Here is a 17,406-nt window from a genome sequence, read left to right as displayed (position 1 = left end):
TTACGTAAAGTTTTGTAGCAGGACCTTAGCCCATCAAGCCTGCACGAAAGTCGTCCACGGCTTGCACCAGCTCTTCGCGTGTGTTCATCACGAAGGGGCCGTATTGTGCAATGGGCTCGTTCAATGGTTTGCCTGCAATGACGATGGCCCGTGTGTTGGCTTGCGCACGCAGCACCAAACCATCTCCATTGCTGGTGAGCACGGCCATGCGCTTGATAGGCACAGTGGTGCTTGCTTCTCCTTGCACCACATCTACACCACCACGATACACATACACAAACGCGTTATGTGTCGTTGGCAATGGCTGCTCAAACACAACACCGTCCGTCGCAGGAAAGAGTAGGTCTAAATACAAAGGTTCGGTGTGTTCGCGTTGCACCGCACCCTTCGTGCCGTGTGAGCTGCCTGCAATTACACGCAGCAACACGCCTTCTTCGGTGGTGACTTCAGGGATATCTTCACTTTGAATATCGCGGTACCAAGGCTCGCACAGTTTGTTTTTGGCGGGCAAGTTCAGCCATAGCTGAAAGCCTTCCATCACGCCTTCTTCTTGCTCGGGCATTTCGCTGTGTGTCAGGCCTCGTCCTGCAGTCATCCATTGCACACCGCCGTTTTGCAAAAGCCCTTCATGGCCACCGCTGTCTTTGTGGCGCATGCGACCCGCAATCATGTAGGTCACGGTCTCAAAGCCTCGGTGAGGGTGGTTGGGGAAGCCTGCAATGTAGTCGCCGGGGTTGTCGCTGCCAAACGCATCAAGCATCAAAAACGGGTCTAAGCGTTCTTGCAAATCATGGCTCAGTACGCGGGTCAGTCGTACGCCCGCACCGTCTTGGGTGTCTTGACCTTGGACCAAGCGCTCGACACCGCGTGCGTGTGTGATGCTGCTCATGCGACTTGGTAACCTTCGTCAGCAATGGCGTGCGCAATGTCCTCACGCGCCTTGTTGCTGTGCACATCGACCTTGCCAGCGCTGCGGTCAATCTCAACTTTGGCCTCAGGGTCTAAGCGTGCAATGGCTTTCTTGACGGCCATTTCGCAGTGGCCGCAAGTCATGCCTTGAACTTGAAACGTGTTATCCATCATTTGCTCCTTATAAAGCGGTAACCTTAACGTATGTCTGAATTGTCCTGCGATATTGGTATTGGTGGAATGACCTGTGCATCGTGCGTAGCCCGTGTGGAACGCGCGATTGCCAAACTGCCCGGCGTTGAATCGGTGAGTGTGAATTTAGCCACTGAATCCGCGCGTGTGACGTGGGCCCCTTCGCAAGTAGAAGAGGAAGACCAAACCCAACAAGCCCGCTTGCGCCGAGCTGTGCGTGACGCAGGTTACGAGCCACTCGCCGCAGAACATTTAGAACATGCGCCAGAGGGCGCATGGGTAGGCTTCATGCCCGTGGCCATGGGCCTCATGCTTAGCGCCCCTTTGGTCTTGCCCATGTTGGGTGATGTCTTGGGTCAGCACTGTATGCTGCCCGCGTTGTGGCAGTTTGTGTTGGCCACGCCTGTGCAGTTTGTGCTCGGTGCACGTTTTTACAAAGCAGGGTGGCACGCTTTGTTGGCCGGCAGCGGCAACATGGATCTGTTAGTCGCTTTGGGCACCAGCGCTGGTTGGGCTTTGTCGGTGTGGTTGTGGCTCAGTGCGCCTGCAGGCGCAATGGCGCATTTGTATTTTGAAGGCTCGGCGGTTGTCATTACCTTGGTGTTGATGGGCAAGTGGCTAGAGGCCCGCGCCAAGCGACAAACCACCGATGCCATTCGCGCTCTGCACGCTTTGCGCCCTGCACGTGCGCGCGTCATCACGTTGGATGGTGAGGTGGAAATTCCGATAGAAGAGTTGTTGGTGGGCGACCGTTTGGTGGTCTTGCCTGGCGAACGTTTCGCGGCTGATGGCGTGGTGCTTGAGGGTGAAACACAAGTAGACGAAGCCATGCTCACGGGTGAGCCCTTACCGGTGCACAAGGCTGTGGATTCACGCGTGACGGGTGGCAGCATCAATGGTGAGGGCCGTGTGGTGGCCCGTGTGAGCGCCACAGGCACCGCCACGGTGCTGGCCAACATCATCCGCTTGGTCGAAGACGCGCAGGCAGCTAAGGCGCCAATTCAACGCATGGTCGATCAAGTGTCTGCCGTGTTTGTGCCCGTGGTCTTGGTGTTGGCTTTGTCAACCTTGTTGGCTTGGTGGCTCACTGGCCACAGCTTAGAGGTGTCGCTCATCCATTGCGTGGCTGTCTTGGTCATTGCGTGTCCTTGCGCCTTGGGCTTGGCCACACCCGCGGCCATCATGGCGGGTACAGGTGTGGCGGCCAAGCACGGCATTCTCATCAAAGATGCGCAAGCACTTGAGGTGGCTCACATGGTGGACACGGTCGCCTTTGACAAGACGGGCACGCTCACTTTGGGCCAGCCGCGCTTGTTGTCGTTGTTCGCAGTCGATGACGTTGGGACGCTTCAACGTCCGTTGAGTCCGTTCTCACTGGGTCAGGCCGCAATGACAGACCCATCCATTGCGCATTCCTCCGCGCAGTCGCTGCTCACTTTGGCGGCCAGCTTGCAACGCGGTAGTGAACATCCTTTGGCCCATGCCGTGGTGCAGGCGGCCAAAGCACAGGGTCTTAGCTTGGCGCCGCCAGAAGGCGTCAAAGCCTTGCCTGGCTTTGGCAGTGAAGGCTTAGTCCAAGGCCGCCAGTTGCTGTTGGGCAGCTTGCGTTGGATGACCAAGCTTCAGTTGGGTTTCGGCGAATGGCAGGCGCATGCGGAGGCTTTGCAAGCGAAGGGTGCCACTGTATCGGTTCTGGCCGAACGCACGCCGCAAGGGGTGGTTGCGCTTGCCGTGTTGGCTTTTGGTGACGAGCCAAAGCCTGGTGTGCAAGACGCTCTCGCCAAACTGCGTGCCCGTGGTCTGCGGTTGGTCATGATTTCTGGCGACAACGCAGGTGCGGCCCAAGCCATGGCCGCGCGCTTAGGGTTACACGCAGACGAAGTGCATGCTGAAGTCATGCCCGGTGACAAAGCGGCTTTGGTCAAAAGCTTGCAAGTCAACCCACACGGCGCACCACGTGTGGTGGCTTTTGTTGGTGACGGCATCAACGACGCACCTGCTTTGGCCGCCGCCGATGTGGGCTTGGCCATGGCCAACCTCAACGCCGATGGTCAACGCGGCGGCACCGATGTTGCTATGCAAGCGGCGGGCATCACACTGATGCGCGGCGATGTGGCTTTGGTTGCGGGGGCTTTGGATATTTCAGCGCTCACCGTGGCCAAGATTCGACAAAACTTGTTTTGGGCCTTCGCCTACAACGCTGCCGGTATTCCTCTTGCTGCGATGGGCTACTTGAGCCCCGTCGTCGCTGGTGCTGCGATGGCGCTGAGTTCTGTGAGCGTGATGACCAACGCCTTGTTGCTCAAGCGCTGGATGCCTTGAGCTACTGACATACGTACGTGCATTCGTCGACATTCGTGTTGCTTTTTCTTGTAAAAACCGCACATTCTGTGTTGAACAGGACACCCTAGTAAAATCGCCCGCTGCTAAGCAGGGCGGCAGACAGCCCCTGCTCTTACGTGCTTAGGCACACCCAAAGGTTGGTTTTATGTTGTACCCCAAAGAGTTTGATGTCATCGTGGTTGGCGGTGGTCATGCTGGCACTGAAGCCGCATTGGCCGCGGCACGCATGGGCGCTAAAACTTTACTCTTAAGTCACAACATCGAAACCTTGGGCCAGATGAGCTGCAACCCTTCCATCGGTGGCATTGGCAAAGGCCATTTGGTCAAAGAGGTAGACGCTTTGGGCGGGGCGATGGCCTTGGCTACGGATGAGTCAGGCATTCAGTTTCGGATTCTTAACAGCTCTAAAGGGCCGGCCGTGCGTGCCACCCGTGCACAAGCCGACCGCATTTTGTACAAAGCGGCCATCCGCCGCATGCTCGAAAACCAGCCCAACTTGTGGCTGTTTCAGCAAGCCGTGGATGACTTGATGGTGGAGGGCGACCGTGTGGTGGGTGCTTGCACTCAAGCGGGTATTCGCTTTCGCAGCCGAACCGTGGTGCTGACGGCCGGCACGTTCTTAGATGGCAAGATTCACGTTGGCTTGAACAACTACGCCGGTGGCCGTGCGGGCGACCCACCTGCCTTGAGCCTGTCGGCCCGACTCAAAGAACTCAAGTTGCCACAGGGCCGTTTGAAAACCGGCACACCCCCGCGCATCGATGGACGCACGATTGACTTTAGCCAATGCACTGAGCAACCGGGTGACGGTGTGGCGAACCAAACTGAAAACGGAGCACGCTCGGCAGGCGTGCTGGGTGAGGTGCCGGTGTTCAGTTTCATGGGCCGTGCGTCCATGCATCCGCAACACATGCCTTGCTGGATCACCCATACCAACCAACGTACCCACGACATCATCCGTTCCGGTTTTGACCGAAGCCCCATGTTTACCGGCAAGATCGAAGGTGTGGGTCCACGCTACTGTCCGAGCGTAGAAGACAAGATCAACCGCTTCGCCGACAAAGACAGTCACCAAATTTTCTTAGAGCCCGAAGGCCTGACCACGCACGAGTACTACCCCAATGGCATCAGCACCAGTTTGCCGTTTGACATTCAATACGACTTGGTTCGCTCTATGAAGGGTTTGGAAAACGCTCACATCATTCGCCCTGGGTACGCCATCGAGTACGACTACTTTGACCCACGTGAGCTCAAACGTAGTTTTGAAACCCGCGCCATCGGTGGCCTGTTCTTCGCTGGACAAATCAACGGCACGACTGGCTATGAAGAAGCGGCGGCTCAAGGTTTGTTCGCCGGTATCAATGCTGCACTTCAATGCCGCAGCTTGGCCGGCGCGGCCAATGACTTTGGCGGCGCATGGACGCCTGGCCGCGACCAAGCCTACTTGGGCGTGTTGGTCGACGACCTCACCACCAAGGGCGTGACCGAGCCGTATCGCATGTTCACCAGTCGAGCCGAGTTCCGCTTGCAGCTGCGCGAAGACAACGCCGACGTGCGTCTGACAGAAATTGGCCGCCAAATGGGTCTGGTCGACGATGCGCGATGGGAGGCCTTCAGCCGCAAACAAGAAGCTGTTTCACGTGAAACAGAGCGGCTCAAATCCATCTGGGTCAGCCCCCGCAACTTACCTGCTGCCGAATCTGAGCGCGTCTTGGGTAAAGTCATTGACCGCGAATACAACTTGGCAGATTTGCTCCGCCGACCCGATGTGAGCTACCAAGGCTTGATGTCTCTGGATGGTGCCAAGCATCAAAACCAAGAGGTGGCCGATGGCTTTGCGGGCGACGATGTTTCACGTGAAACCACCCGAGCCATCATTGAGCAGATTGAGATCGCGGCCAAGTACTCGGGTTACATCGACCGCCAACGCGACGAAGTAGAGCGTGCCGCGCATTATGAAAACCTAAAGTTGCCTGAAGACTTGGACTACAACCAAGTCTCGGCCCTGTCCATTGAGGTGCGTCAGCGACTCAGCCGCCAGCGACCAGAAACTTTGGGTCAGGCCTCGCGCATGTCTGGCATCACGCCAGCGGCCATCTCTTTGTTGCTGATTCACCTCAAGCGCTCGCGCGTCAAAGGCTTTGCCCAAGAGGCAGCGGCCAGCAGTTCAACCGAGGCGATCTGATGCATCCGTTTTTGCCTACTTTGCAAAAAGGCATCGATGGTTTGGGCTTGGTTCTGGCCGAAGATCAACAGACCCAGTTGTTGGCCTACATGGATTTGATTGGCAAATGGACCAAGGTTTACAACCTGACCGCCGTCCGTGATGCTAACGAAATGCTCACACACCATTTGCTGGACAGCTTGGCGGTCATCGCGCCGCTGCGTCGGGAGTTGGTGAAGCTAAGTTTGCCGAGCGCGAGTTTGGTGGCTGCGTCTGACGGCGGCGAGAGGCAGGTCGTGGCCAAGTTGCCCCAAGCCAAATTTAGCTTGCTCGATGTCGGTGCGGGTGCGGGCCTGCCGGGCATCGTCATCGCTATCACTTGCCCCGACGTTTCGGTGACGTGTGTGGACACGGTGGCTAAAAAAGCGGCCTTCATCCAACAGGTGGCCGCAACGTTGCGGCTGCCCAACCTCAAGGGCTTGCACGCCCGCGTTGAGAGTTTGACCCAACCCTATGACGTGGTGTGTTCCCGTGCCTTCGCCTCGTTGATCGACTTCACCACTTGGTCCAAGTCTGCCTTGGCAGATCAAGGTGTGTGGATGGCGATGAAGGGCAAACACCCAGACCAAGAGCTGGCTGTGTTGCCAGAAAGCGTCAAAGTGTTTCACGTGGAACAGCTTCAGGTGCCCGGCTTGGATGCCGAGCGCTGCATCATCTGGATGCGCGGTTAAACTTCCCTCAGTTATAAATCTGAGATTTCTATGTTCGGTATCGCGGACTACGGCGCATTCGTCGTGGCCATCATTGTTTTTCTGGCCATTCCCGGCCCCGGTAATTTGGCTTTGCTCACGGCAACAGGCAAGGGCGGTGTGCGTTCGGGCTTGGCCGCAACGCTGGGTGTGATTACCGGCGATCAGGTGTTGTTGTGGTTGGCTGTGGCAGGTTTGTCTGCGCTGCTTATCAATTACCCCACCTTGTACAGCTCCATTCAATGGGCGGGTGCGGCGTATTTGATTGGTTTGGGCTATTCGCTTTTCAATGCCAAACCTGGTGATGCGCCGGTGCTGAACATGAAGCCTGATCACTATTTCCGCCAAGCCCTTTTCATCACGGTTCTTAACCCAAAGGCTATTGTGTTTTACATGGCGTTCTTTCCTTTGTTTGTCGATCCTGCGATTCACTTAGGGCTACTTACTTTTGCAGTGATGGCTGCCACCATCGCGGCGCTCACATTCGCATATGGTTTGGTGGTTGTGTTTTTGGCGCATCATTTGGCTGAACGTGTACGAGCCAATCCCTTGGTGGGCGTGATGCTTAACAAAACTGCGGGTACGTTGCTCATTTGTTTTGGCCTCAAGTTGGCCTTGTTTAAATAATTTTTACGTCTCTTTCGAAAGTTCTGTATGGCCAAAATTTTTTGCGTTGCTAACCAAAAAGGTGGCGTTGGCAAAACCACCACCACCGTCAACTTGGCCGCTGGTTTGGCATTTGTGGGTCAGCGCGTGTTGATGATTGACTTAGACCCACAAGGCAATGCCACCATGAGTTCGGGCGTCGACAAGCGCGAGATGGAGTTATCGGTTTACGACGTGCTATTGGAAGAGGCCACCATTGCGGAAGCCCGCATTCGCAGCAACTGGGGCACCGATGGTGTGCGCAGCAAAATTCCGACCTACGACGTCTTGGGCGCTAATCGCGACTTGGCCGGTGCCGAGGTGGAGCTGGTGTCCTTAGAGCGCCGAGAAAACCGCCTCAAGCAAGCCTTGGCCGTGGTGGATGCTGAGTACGACTTTGTGCTTATTGATTGCCCCCCCTCCTTGTCGATGCTCACGCTTAACGGGTTGTGTGCAGCGCATGGTGTGATCGTGCCCATGCAGTGCGAATACTTTGCACTCGAAGGGTTGACCGACTTGGTTAACACCATCAAACAAGTGCATGCAAACCTAAACCGAGAACTCAAAATTATTGGCTTGTTGCGCGTCATGTTTGACCCTCGCATTACGTTGCAGCAACAAGTGAGCGACCAATTGCGTGACCACTTTGGTGACAAAGTGTTCAGCGCCGTGATCCCACGTAACGTGCGCCTAGCCGAAGCGCCTAGCTACGGCTTGCCAGGCGTGGTGTTTGATCCGTCCGCCAAAGGCAGCCACGCGTTTGTGGACTTTGCGCAAGAAATGGTCGAGCGCGTGAAGATGATCTAAGCTAATTAGAAATAAGTCATGCTTTTTACTCTGACGTGCACGACGTGATCAACTCCGTTTTAATTCTCCCCGGTTGGCATAACAGCGGCCCCGACCACTGGCAAAGCCTGTGGCAGGAGCGGTATGGCTATTTGCGCATAGAACAACACAACTGGGATTTCCCGTTGCGTGGCGACTGGATGATTCGGCTCGAAGAAGCTGTGCTGGCCAATCCCAATGCAGTTTTGGTGGCGCACAGTTTGGGTTGTGTTCTCGTCTCTGCTTGGGCTACGCATTCGATGAACGCAGACAAAGTCAAAGGCGCATTGTTGGTTGCGCCTGCAGATGTTGAGCGCCCAGAAATGCAACATATGCTGCACAGCTGGAGCCCTATCGTGCGGGAGCGATTGCCGTTTCCCAGCATCGTCGCCGCGAGTCGAAACGATGCTTATTGCAGCCTATTGCGTGCCAGTGGTTTGGCGCATGCGTGGGGCTCGCGCTTGGTTGACTGTGGCATGAGTGGACACATCAACACTGATTCGCGCTTGGGCGATTGGCCTGAAGGATTTGCCCTCTTACAAGATTTACTGAAAGAAGAAGTACCTTATGGTCACTAAAAAAACAAAAGGCCTAGGCCGTGGACTCGAAGCTTTACTCGGTCCTAAAGTTGATGACAGTGTCGCCGCACAAGCGGCGGCAGCAGAAGGCTTGCCAAGCACTTTGCCGCTGAGTCAAATGGTGGCCGGCATGTATCAGCCGCGTACACGCATGGACGAGGGGGCGTTGTATGAATTGGCCGAAAGCATCAAGGCACAAGGGATCATGCAGCCCATCCTTGTGCGTCAATTGCACGACGGCCCCAATGCTGGCAAGTATGAAATCATTGCAGGTGAACGTCGCAGTCGCGCTGCCAAATTAGCAGGTCTCGACACCGTACCCGTACTCGTGCGCAACGTGCCCAACGAGGCCGCCGCCGCCATGGCGCTGATTGAAAACATTCAGCGCGAAGACCTCAACCCGCTTGAAGAAGCCCAAGGTCTGCAGCGTCTCATCAAGGAGTTTGGTCTCACGCATGAGTTGGCCGCACAAGCCGTTGGCCGTTCCCGCAGTGCTGCCAGCAACTTGCTGCGCTTGCTCAACTTAGCGGAGCCTGTGCAATCCATGCTCATGGCGGGGGACATCGACATGGGACATGCCCGTGCGCTGTTGGCTTTAGACCGCGCCACACAAATTACCGCAGCGAACCAAATCAGCGCCAAAAAAATGTCGGTACGGGAAGCTGAGAGTTTGGTGAAAAAACTAAGCGCTGAATTTAATCTCGTGCCTCAAAAACCTAAAAGTGAAAAGTCGCGCGATATCAAACGCATTGAAGAAGAGCTGTCAGATTTGCTGACCGCACAAGTTGAAGTGCGTGTGAAGAAGCGCGTCAAGCGCCATGGCCGAGTGGAAGAGTTGGGAGAGCTGTCGATTCAGTTTGGCTCATTGGATGAGTTGAATGGGCTGATCGACAAGTTGCGAAAGTCGTAAAGACGATGTTGCAATGGCTACAAAAGATCGTATTACCAGAGAGCATTTTTAAAGGCTCTCACGACGATCGTCGTCGCAGTTTGTTGAAATACATTTTGCTGCTGGTAGGTGCTTGTTCGTTGCCTTTTTATTTTATTAACCATCCAGACTACGACCATACTTCTAATCTCATAGGAACAGCTGGATTCTGGTCGTTGCTACTACTTTTATTGCTGCGCGTTCCTTATCTGCTCATTGCGCACGCGACGTTGCTGTGGTCCATAACTTATGTCGCTTATTTGGCATCAATGACAGGTGGAATTAATTCGCCAGTTTTGGTTTGGATCACTGCCGCCACATTACCTGCAGTGTTGCTTTTAAGCCGCATGGCCGCGTTGAGCTGGGTCATCGTTGCTTTTTCAACCAACATGATTTTGTTGATCATCAGCAAATATGGGTTGGTCAATAGTGACATCAACATGGCTAATGAGGTCATGGCGTGGACCGTTGCCAATAAATTATTTGTCAGTGGTTTGGCAATGTACGTGGTGTTTGTGACTGAGCGAATGCACCGCATACAAGTTGCAGAGATGGACCAAAGTAATGCTGAGTTGGAGCAAACCCATCAAGCACTGTTACGTGCACAAGCCCATAAAGACGAGTTCATCGCGGCAGTGGGTCACGAATTGCGCACGCCGATGAATGCAATTCTTGGGCTCAATGGTATTTTGCGAACTGAGTTATCTGCGAATGCAGAAGACGCAAAGGTGGTCGATCACATCCGACGGTCGACAGAACAGTTGCTTCAAGTTGTCAATGATATTTTGGATTTTTCTCAATTGCAGGCGGGACGACTTTCGCTGCATGAAGACGAGTTTGCGTTACGCGAAACCTTGGCTAAATTGCTATCTGACTATGAATCAAAAGCGCAGATCAAAGGATTGACGATTCATCTAGAAGCCGCGGCCGTACACCACATGTGGGTCAAGGGGGATAGGCAGCGTCTCTTGCAAGTGCTTAGGAATTTGCTAGACAACGCATTGAAATTTACGGCGACCGGGCATATCGATGTTCGAGCACAACCCGTTGGCGGCGGCGTCTTGTTTGAAGTGCAGGATACGGGCATAGGGATTGCAGCAGATCGTCACAAACAAATTTTTAACGGTTTTGAGCATGCAGATGTACAAACGAATCGCCAATATGGCGGGACGGGACTAGGCCTGTCGATCTGTGAGCGGTTAGTGAGTTTGCAGGGCGGCACGATTGGGGTGAGTAGCGTTCAGGGTAAGGGCTCGCGGTTTTGGTTTCAGCTGCCATTGCGAAGTGTTGCGATGAAAGAAGCGCGAGCTGCAGCAGAGATGATGCGCATATTGGCAGATAAGCCGATACAGGTTTTATTGGTAGACGATAACGCAGTCAACTTATTGGTTGCGCGGATGATGCTCAAAAAATGTTTTCCGAAGGCAAACATTGTCGAGGCCAGCAGTGGGGCAGATGCTTTAGAAAAATTAAATGCTCAGATATTCGACTTGGCACTCATGGACATGATCATGCCGGAGATGGACGGCATGCAAGTGACGCAAGCATTACGGACCACCTTTCCTGCGCCGATTTGTGACATTCCCGTTCTTGCGCTCACAGCAAGCGCCAATCCGGTAGATCATGATCGCTGCTTGGCATCAGGTATGAATGATGTGGTCAACAAGCCACTGGATGAACAACAATTGATGGCCAAGATTTCAAATGCGCTCTCTTCACATGCGATGCGGAGTCAAGCATGAGTCAATACATGTTTGATGATTTTGCGGCATGGGCAATTCCGCGGTTACCGAAGCGTTTCAGAGAGGGGCGACTTCCATATTTGTTTGCAGTGGTTTGGTTGTTGATCGTTGTTATGGTCATCTTGGCGATCATTACCCCTTACCCCAACGGCGTTCCAGTTCCTCTCGCGTTCGCTTTTGTATTGGTAATTCTTCAGCTTTTATTCATATGGGGTTTGCCATTTCGGACATCCGTGAATATCGGCTTGTTGGCAGGGCTGATGCAGGTGTCTTATGCCGCTTGGATGTCCGGGGGTATTTTTTCGCCGCGTATGGCGTGGATGACGGCGATTCCCTTAATTCCCTTTTACGCCATCAGTCGCTTAGCAGGCCTTCTTTGGTTGATGGTTGTGGTTGTCGTAGAAATGGGAATGGCATATCTGACATGGCATGGATTGCTTCCGGAAAATCCAACCTTAGGCACGGCACAGGTGATGTCCTCATTTGCAAGTTATACGGTTGTGACTTTGATTGTGATCACGGTTCCGTTTTTATATGACAGTTTGTTTCGTAACGCCTACAACGCAAGTTTGCAGCGTAATGTTGAGCTCGAAGAAAAACGACAAGAGTTATTGCGTACGGCGGCACTGCGCGAGCTTTTTATCGCGACAGTTAGCCATGAGTTACGTACGCCTATGAACGCTATTCTTGGTTTTAACAATATGCTTCTAGAGCGAGTGGCCAACAATCCTCAAGCTAGCAAAATTTTGAACCACACGCGGCAGTCAGCCGATCACTTGCTGACCGTGATTAACGACGTTCTTGACTATTCACAGTTGCAAGCGGGCAAAATCAATGTGCAAGCCGAAACATTCGCTTTGCGTGAAACAGTCAGTACAGCATTTGATCTTTTTGCACAGCGCGTAGAAAGCATGCATTTGCAGTACACCTGTACGATCGATGACAACGTGCCTCATTGGGTGCGTGCAGATCGACACAGGCTGATGCAGATCTTGGTTAATTTATTAGGCAATGCCATCAAGTTCACCCACCAGGGAAATGTCACCTTGCGCGTCCGAAGGCAACCGTTGTGTGTGCACTTCTCCGTCAAAGACAGCGGCATTGGCATACCAGAAGCTCAGCAGCCAAAAATCTTCCAGCGCTTTGTACAGGCAGATGAAGAAATTCAATCACGTTATGGCGGTAACGGGTTGGGCTTATCAATCACACAACGCTTGGTTGAGTTGATGGGCGGACATATTGGCTTTGAAAGCAAGTCCGGACAAGGGTCCACGTTTTGGTTTACCTTGCCACTGGTTGAAGTTGATGCGCCTAAAGAAGACATCAAGAAACCAGAAATCCCTTTAGCCGAGACCAACGCTGCGCAGCGATTTTTGGTGGTTGATGATCATCCAATCAATCGCTTGTTAGTCCGTCAAATTCTGAAAAATCATTGGAAGAATTGCGAACTAGTCGAGGCAGACAATGGCATCAAAGCTTTAGAGGCTTTGCGTGCTCATAGTTTTGATGTGGTTTTGATGGACATGGTGATGCCCGAAATGGATGGCATTGAAGCCACAACCGCCTTGCGCCAGACTTTTGATTTACCTATGCGTGACACCCCTGTTCTAGGATTGACAGCCAATGTCAATCCGCATGACCTAGAGCGCTTTTCTGCTGCTGGAGTGAATGCGGTTGTGCTTAAGCCGTTTGATGCAGCGAAGGTGTGCGCACAAGTCGAAGCAATGCTTATAGCGAAAAGATCTTCCCTGGGTTCATGATGTTGTGCGGGTCGAGTGCCCGCTTGATCGTGCGCATCATGTCCACCGCGCCTTCGCCCGTTTCGGTTCGTAAGAAATCCATCTTGTGCAAACCAATCCCGTGTTCGCCCGTGCACGTGCCGCCTAGCTTCAAAGCACGTGTCACCAGTTTGTGATTCAAGTCTTCAGCGGTTGCGCATTCATGCGCGTTGTTGGGATCAATCAAATAGCCGAAGTGGAAGTTGCCATCACCCACATGGCCGACCAAGAAATAGGGAATGCCAGTGGCATCCGCTTCCACGATTGAATCCAATAAACAATCGGCCAGCTTGCTGATTGGCACACACGTGTCAGTGCTGATCGCACGACATCCGGGTTTGCTTTGAATAGCAGCAAAGTAAGCGTTGTGTCGTGCTGTCCAAAGTCGCGTGCGCTCTTCGGGTGTGGTGGCCCATTCAAACGATTGACCCCCATATTCAGCTGCAATCTCTTGCACCGTTTCCGCCTGTTCCTTCACACCTGCGGGTGATCCGTGAAACTCCATCAACAGCATGGGCGTCTCGGCCAGTCCCAATTTGGCGTAGTTGTTCACAATGCGAATGGTGTTGCCGTCAATCAACTCCACACGCGCAATCGGTACGCCCATTTGAATGGTGGCAATAGTGGTGTGCACCGCAGCTTCAATGCTGGGGAACGAGCAAATGGCGGCAGACACCGCCTCGGGCAAGGGGTAAATGCGTAGCGTAATCTCTGTCATCACACCCAGCGTGCCCTCGCTGCCCACAAACAAACGCGTTAAGTCATAACCCGCCGCCGACTTCTTTGCGCGTGTACCCGTGCGAATCACCTCGCCACTCGCGGTTACCACTTCCAACGTCAACACGTTCTCACGCATCGTGCCGTAACGCACCGCGTTGGTCCCGCTTGCGCGTGTGGCGCACATGCCGCCAAGCGACGCATCGGCACCGGGGTCGATCGGAAAAAACAAACCCGTACTCTTGATCTCTTCGTTCAACTGCTTGCGCGTCACACCTGGCTGCACCGTCACCGTCAAATCTTCGGCGTTGATGCTCAGCACCTTGTTCATGCGGCTCACATCCACACTGATGCCGCCTTGCACTGCCAACAAATGGCCCTCAAGCGACGAGCCCACACCAAACGGAATCACCGGCACCTTGTACTGCGCCGCCAACTTCACCGCATCCGCCACATCCTGCGTGCACTCGGCAAACACCACCGCCGCCGGTGGCGGCACATGCACAAACGGCGACTCATCACGCCCGTGCTGCTCACGAATGACCAAGGCCGTCGAGCAATTCGCCCCAAACCGCGCCTGCAACGCAGCAATCATTTCGGCGGGCACCTCGCGTTGGGTCACAGCGGGTGTCAGATGTTGGGGGTGGGTGGGGGCGTTCATGCGTGTCTCCAAAGCGATCAGTCATTCTAAGAACATGTCCCCGTCAGCCAAAAGCCCCTGCGCGACAGGCAAAATAGGCCCCAACCACATTGACGAGGCAACGGCACATGGGCAACCGACTTTCACAAATCGCCACACGCACCGGCGACGCTGGCACCACCGGTTTGGGCAACAACCAACGGGTGTCTAAAAATAGCTTGCGCGTTCACGCCATGGGCGAGGTAGATGAACTCAACTCCAACATCGGCGTCTTACTTTGCGAAGACATGCCCCAAGACGTGTGCGACATCTTGGTTGAAATCCAACACCAACTCTTCAACCTCGGTGGCGAACTCTCCATCCCCGGCTTTGAACTGCTCAAACAAGAAGCCGTGCAAGCCCTAGACACTGCGCTAGAAACCTACAACGCCAAGCTCCCCAAGCTTGAAGAATTCATCTTGCCCGCAGGCACGCGCGGCGCTGCACATGCACACATCTGCCGCACCGTGGCACGTCGTGCCGAACGCGCCGTGGTCGCCTTGGGCAACGAAGAAGCCATTGGCGACGCACCCCGCCAATACCTCAACCGCCTGAGCGACCTCATGTTTGTCCTCGCCCGTGTTCTCAACCGCATGAACGGCGGCGACGACGTGTACTGGAAGAGCGAACGCATGAAACGCAGCGACGCATAAAAAATACCTCTCGCTCACACGCCAAACAAGTCGCACTCAAAAACATTGAAAAACCGTTGAAAAACAACGCGTATACGCCAATTAGCGTATTCACCAAACAGGGAAAACCCGAGACAATCATTTTTGTCAAATTTGCCAATTAGATCAGCGGATTTAATGTTTCTTCCGGTTTTTGCGTTTGTGGTGGGCGCATCTGCTAACTTCCTTGAATGTGGCTGCATAGGCAAAGAAATTTAGAACAGTTACCACAAGTGTTACCACGATGTTCGCCTAGGTCGCTTCTCTTTATGAGATTACCAACGCACCCCTAACGACACCTCAGAATCATCTTTACTGATAGTTGATGGGGGGGATACCTGTACAGATTGCTTTTGGTGATGAGTACCTGCCTAGATACACAAAAAGGAGCTACAGAGATCTGCTGACACTAGTAATGCTTACCTACTTACCACTACCAGTTGTTACTTCTTATCAATCCTTGTCTTAACTCCGTCTTTGACATGCTTCATCCATTGAACATACATCTGCTCTCTTAACCAGTCTTCATGATCAACTGTTGTAATGAACGAATCGTGTACAGGAAGGACAGGGATATCAAAAATGATTAGATGTAATTATTGAGTCAATGCGCAAGGGAAAGCTTACAAAAGAGAACTTCTTGACCCCGTAAAAACTTTATCTCTACCTGTCCATTAGCTTCATGTTTAGATATTTCATCGAACATGTGTGTGGGATTTTTTACTTGCACATTTGCGACCTCTAAGATCACATCACCAAAACGAAACCCACTTAAAAAAGCGTTTGAATTTTCTAGTACTGCATCAACGTGAACACCTATCATTTATTTTCTCCATTTCATTGAGAGATTGATTTTTGCTAGTAAGTCTAGCCTCAATGTTATTTACTCAAGTTAAGGTCCATGATCTTAAAAGGCTGCTGGCTGCTATGACTGATGCTAGATAAAATAAATGTATGGTTGATGAGAATTTTTCTGGCATCGTACGTAGTGGCTCTTCCCACAGCATTAGCGTGTCCGAACATACGGGCAATGCCAAAACTCCTAAGAACATTGTTCGCTCTGATGCAGATGATCCAGATGCAAAAAAAATTGCACTTGAAAAGAAAAAAGCGGCACTAATTCAAGCAAAGCAAGCATTAGCTGCGGCAGTTGATCAACACGTGGAGAACATTGCTGCCGGTGGCTCATCTGCCCCAAACATTCAAAGCGTAGATTCAGGCGCACTAGAGTCGAATAAACAAAAGCTTGCGGCAGACAAAGGCGCCAATGAAAATCGGCAAGCAATTGATGCCGATGCAGCAAACAAAGCCAACATTCAAGGCGTCAATACCGACAGCATTGCTTCCAATATGCAATCTGTTGAAACTGACAACATTCCTGCCAATCTACAAAATATTCACCAAGGCAAAGGCATTGCAACTAATCTTCAGGGCATTGGTACTGATGCAATCTCAGCTAATAACCAGAATGTTGGAAGTGGCAACATTGCAGCCAATTTGCAGAATGTCGGCAATGGCAATATGGCTGCAAATATGCAAGACCTTGCCAATGGCAAATCAATTCAAGATAACGTTCAAGGTATACCCAATGACGCAGTCGCCAAGAACAATCAAGCTTTCACTACCGACAAAATCGCGCCCAACGTTCAAGGCGTTGACAAAGGCAATATCGCTAGTAACAAACAAGATGTTGGGATTGCCAGCATTGCGCCAAACAATCAAGACGTTGGCCAAGGGAACATCGCTGGAAACACGCAAGACATTGCTAACGGCAAAGGCCTAGCAGCTAACGTTCAGGGGATCCCGGTGGATCGCTATGCCGCAAATCAGCAACCCATTGAACAATCTCTTACAGAGCCGAATAACCAATCGGTACCAAAAGATAAAGCGGATCGAAACGGTCAAGGCCTTCCCTCAGAGGCGAATGATGACAATCACCAACCTTTGTTGAATGGTGACTCAGCTTCAAATGATGCTAAGACAGCCAAGCTTGTTTATAAAGACGACAATCAAGGCGTTGGTGAAAACTCGTTAGATACCAATCGTCAGCCCATAGATAGCAGTGTTCCCTCATTGAACATGCAAGGCGCTCCTGAAGATGGACCTGCGGGAGTGAATCGACAGCCAACTGAAAAAGAAAATCTCGAAGACCGCTTTGTGGTTTTACCTTCGGACAATATTGAAAGAGGACAAGTTGACTTTGGTGACTCAGTTTCCCATAGCAACGTTGTTTCACAGCAGCCATCATCAACTGGAAAAGTTAAGAAGCAAGCTGTCAATTTAAGTGTCAAACCAACACCTAAGGCCCTCCCGTTGACTGTTCAACAAGCAGCAAAACTTAGGCACGATAAGTTTGTAGAGGAATTTCACGGCCGCCTAGCCGGTATCAAGCATGACGTTGATTCGTTAAATACCAAACTCGATCGTCTTGAGAAAAGAAAATAGGTGTTAAAAGTTTCCTGTGGATGTTGCGCAAGTTCTTGCTT

General features: G+C 52.5%; 15 protein-coding genes. 11 read left to right on the top strand and 4 right to left on the bottom strand.

Annotated elements, in window-relative coordinates:
• Positions 1-25: 25 nt before the first annotated feature.
• Positions 26-889, bottom strand: a complete 864-nt coding sequence (locus tag B9Z35_RS10420; protein WP_108283646.1) for a pirin family protein — start codon at positions 887-889, stop codon at positions 26-28.
• Positions 886-1,080, bottom strand: a complete 195-nt coding sequence (locus B9Z35_RS10415) for a cation transporter (protein WP_108283645.1) — start codon at positions 1,078-1,080, stop codon at positions 886-888. Before B9Z35_RS10415 ends, B9Z35_RS10420 begins: the two co-directional genes overlap by 4 nt.
• A 33-nt stretch (positions 1,081-1,113) precedes the next feature.
• Here B9Z35_RS10415 and B9Z35_RS10410 point away from each other — a divergent pair, with 33 nt between their 5' ends.
• The 9 genes from B9Z35_RS10410 (at position 1,114) to B9Z35_RS10370 (ending at position 12,835) form a co-directional block, all read left to right on the top strand.
• Complete coding sequence (locus tag B9Z35_RS10410; protein WP_233246542.1) at positions 1,114-3,423, top strand: cation-translocating P-type ATPase; 2,310 nt, start codon at positions 1,114-1,116, stop codon at positions 3,421-3,423.
• Between the two features lie 166 nt (positions 3,424-3,589).
• Entirely contained in the window at positions 3,590-5,629 is a 2,040-nt protein-coding gene (gene mnmG, locus B9Z35_RS10405; protein WP_108283643.1) for a tRNA uridine-5-carboxymethylaminomethyl(34) synthesis enzyme MnmG, read from the top strand.
• Between the two features lie 89 nt (positions 5,630-5,718).
• On the top strand, positions 5,719-6,339 hold the full coding sequence (rsmG, locus tag B9Z35_RS10400; protein ID WP_370444129.1) for a 16S rRNA (guanine(527)-N(7))-methyltransferase RsmG: 621 nt from the start codon (positions 5,719-5,721) through the stop codon (positions 6,337-6,339).
• A gap of 30 nt (positions 6,340-6,369) precedes the next feature.
• Positions 6,370-6,984: a LysE family translocator gene (locus B9Z35_RS10395; protein ID WP_108283641.1), complete on the top strand. Its 615-nt coding sequence runs from the start codon at positions 6,370-6,372 to the stop codon at positions 6,982-6,984.
• Between the two features lie 27 nt (positions 6,985-7,011).
• Positions 7,012-7,809 carry a ParA family protein gene (locus tag B9Z35_RS10390; protein WP_108283640.1) on the top strand — a complete coding sequence of 266 codons (798 nt, stop codon included), beginning with the start codon at positions 7,012-7,014 and terminating at the stop codon, positions 7,807-7,809.
• A 44-nt stretch (positions 7,810-7,853) separates the two neighbouring features.
• The gene (locus tag B9Z35_RS10385; RefSeq protein ID WP_108283815.1) at positions 7,854-8,405 is read left to right on the top strand and encodes an alpha/beta hydrolase; all 552 of its coding nucleotides are present in this window, start codon (positions 7,854-7,856) and stop codon (positions 8,403-8,405) included.
• Positions 8,395-9,315, top strand: a complete 921-nt coding sequence (locus B9Z35_RS10380; protein WP_108283639.1) for a ParB/RepB/Spo0J family partition protein — start codon at positions 8,395-8,397, stop codon at positions 9,313-9,315. The genes B9Z35_RS10385 and B9Z35_RS10380 overlap by 11 nt, the downstream gene beginning before the upstream one ends.
• 5 nt (positions 9,316-9,320) lie before the next feature.
• Positions 9,321-11,075 carry an ATP-binding protein gene (locus B9Z35_RS10375; RefSeq protein ID WP_108283638.1) on the top strand — a complete coding sequence of 585 codons (1,755 nt, stop codon included), beginning with the start codon at positions 9,321-9,323 and terminating at the stop codon, positions 11,073-11,075.
• On the top strand, positions 11,072-12,835 hold the full coding sequence (locus tag B9Z35_RS10370) for an ATP-binding protein (RefSeq protein ID WP_108283637.1): 1,764 nt from the start codon (positions 11,072-11,074) through the stop codon (positions 12,833-12,835). Before B9Z35_RS10375 ends, B9Z35_RS10370 begins: the two co-directional genes overlap by 4 nt.
• Here the strand turns inward: B9Z35_RS10370 and B9Z35_RS10365 are convergent.
• The gene (locus B9Z35_RS10365; RefSeq protein ID WP_108283636.1) at positions 12,804-14,231 is read right to left on the bottom strand and encodes an FAD-binding oxidoreductase; all 1,428 of its coding nucleotides are present in this window, start codon (positions 14,229-14,231) and stop codon (positions 12,804-12,806) included. The genes B9Z35_RS10370 and B9Z35_RS10365 overlap by 32 nt on opposite strands.
• A gap of 107 nt (positions 14,232-14,338) precedes the next feature.
• Here B9Z35_RS10365 and B9Z35_RS10360 point away from each other — a divergent pair, with 107 nt between their 5' ends.
• Positions 14,339-14,902 carry a cob(I)yrinic acid a,c-diamide adenosyltransferase gene (locus tag B9Z35_RS10360; protein WP_108283635.1) on the top strand — a complete coding sequence of 188 codons (564 nt, stop codon included), beginning with the start codon at positions 14,339-14,341 and terminating at the stop codon, positions 14,900-14,902.
• A 622-nt stretch (positions 14,903-15,524) separates the two neighbouring features.
• On the opposite strand, the gene B9Z35_RS13165 is transcribed toward B9Z35_RS10360, so the two are convergent.
• Positions 15,525-15,743: a PDZ domain-containing protein gene (locus B9Z35_RS13165; RefSeq protein ID WP_108283634.1), complete on the bottom strand. Its 219-nt coding sequence runs from the start codon at positions 15,741-15,743 to the stop codon at positions 15,525-15,527.
• Positions 15,744-15,874: 131 nt separating this feature from the next.
• Between B9Z35_RS13165 and B9Z35_RS10350 the strand changes: the two genes are divergently transcribed.
• Entirely contained in the window at positions 15,875-17,365 is a 1,491-nt protein-coding gene (locus B9Z35_RS10350; protein ID WP_108283633.1) for a hypothetical protein, read from the top strand.
• Positions 17,366-17,406 lie beyond the last annotated feature (41 nt).

Origin of the sequence: Limnohabitans sp. Jir61 (genome assembly GCF_003063545.1) — a bacterium.
In the GTDB taxonomy this organism is placed as follows: Bacteria; Pseudomonadota; Gammaproteobacteria; order Burkholderiales; family Burkholderiaceae_C; genus Limnohabitans.
The sequence above is the reverse complement of the archived record's forward strand: the minus strand, read 5'-3'. Positions and strand labels throughout refer to the sequence as shown.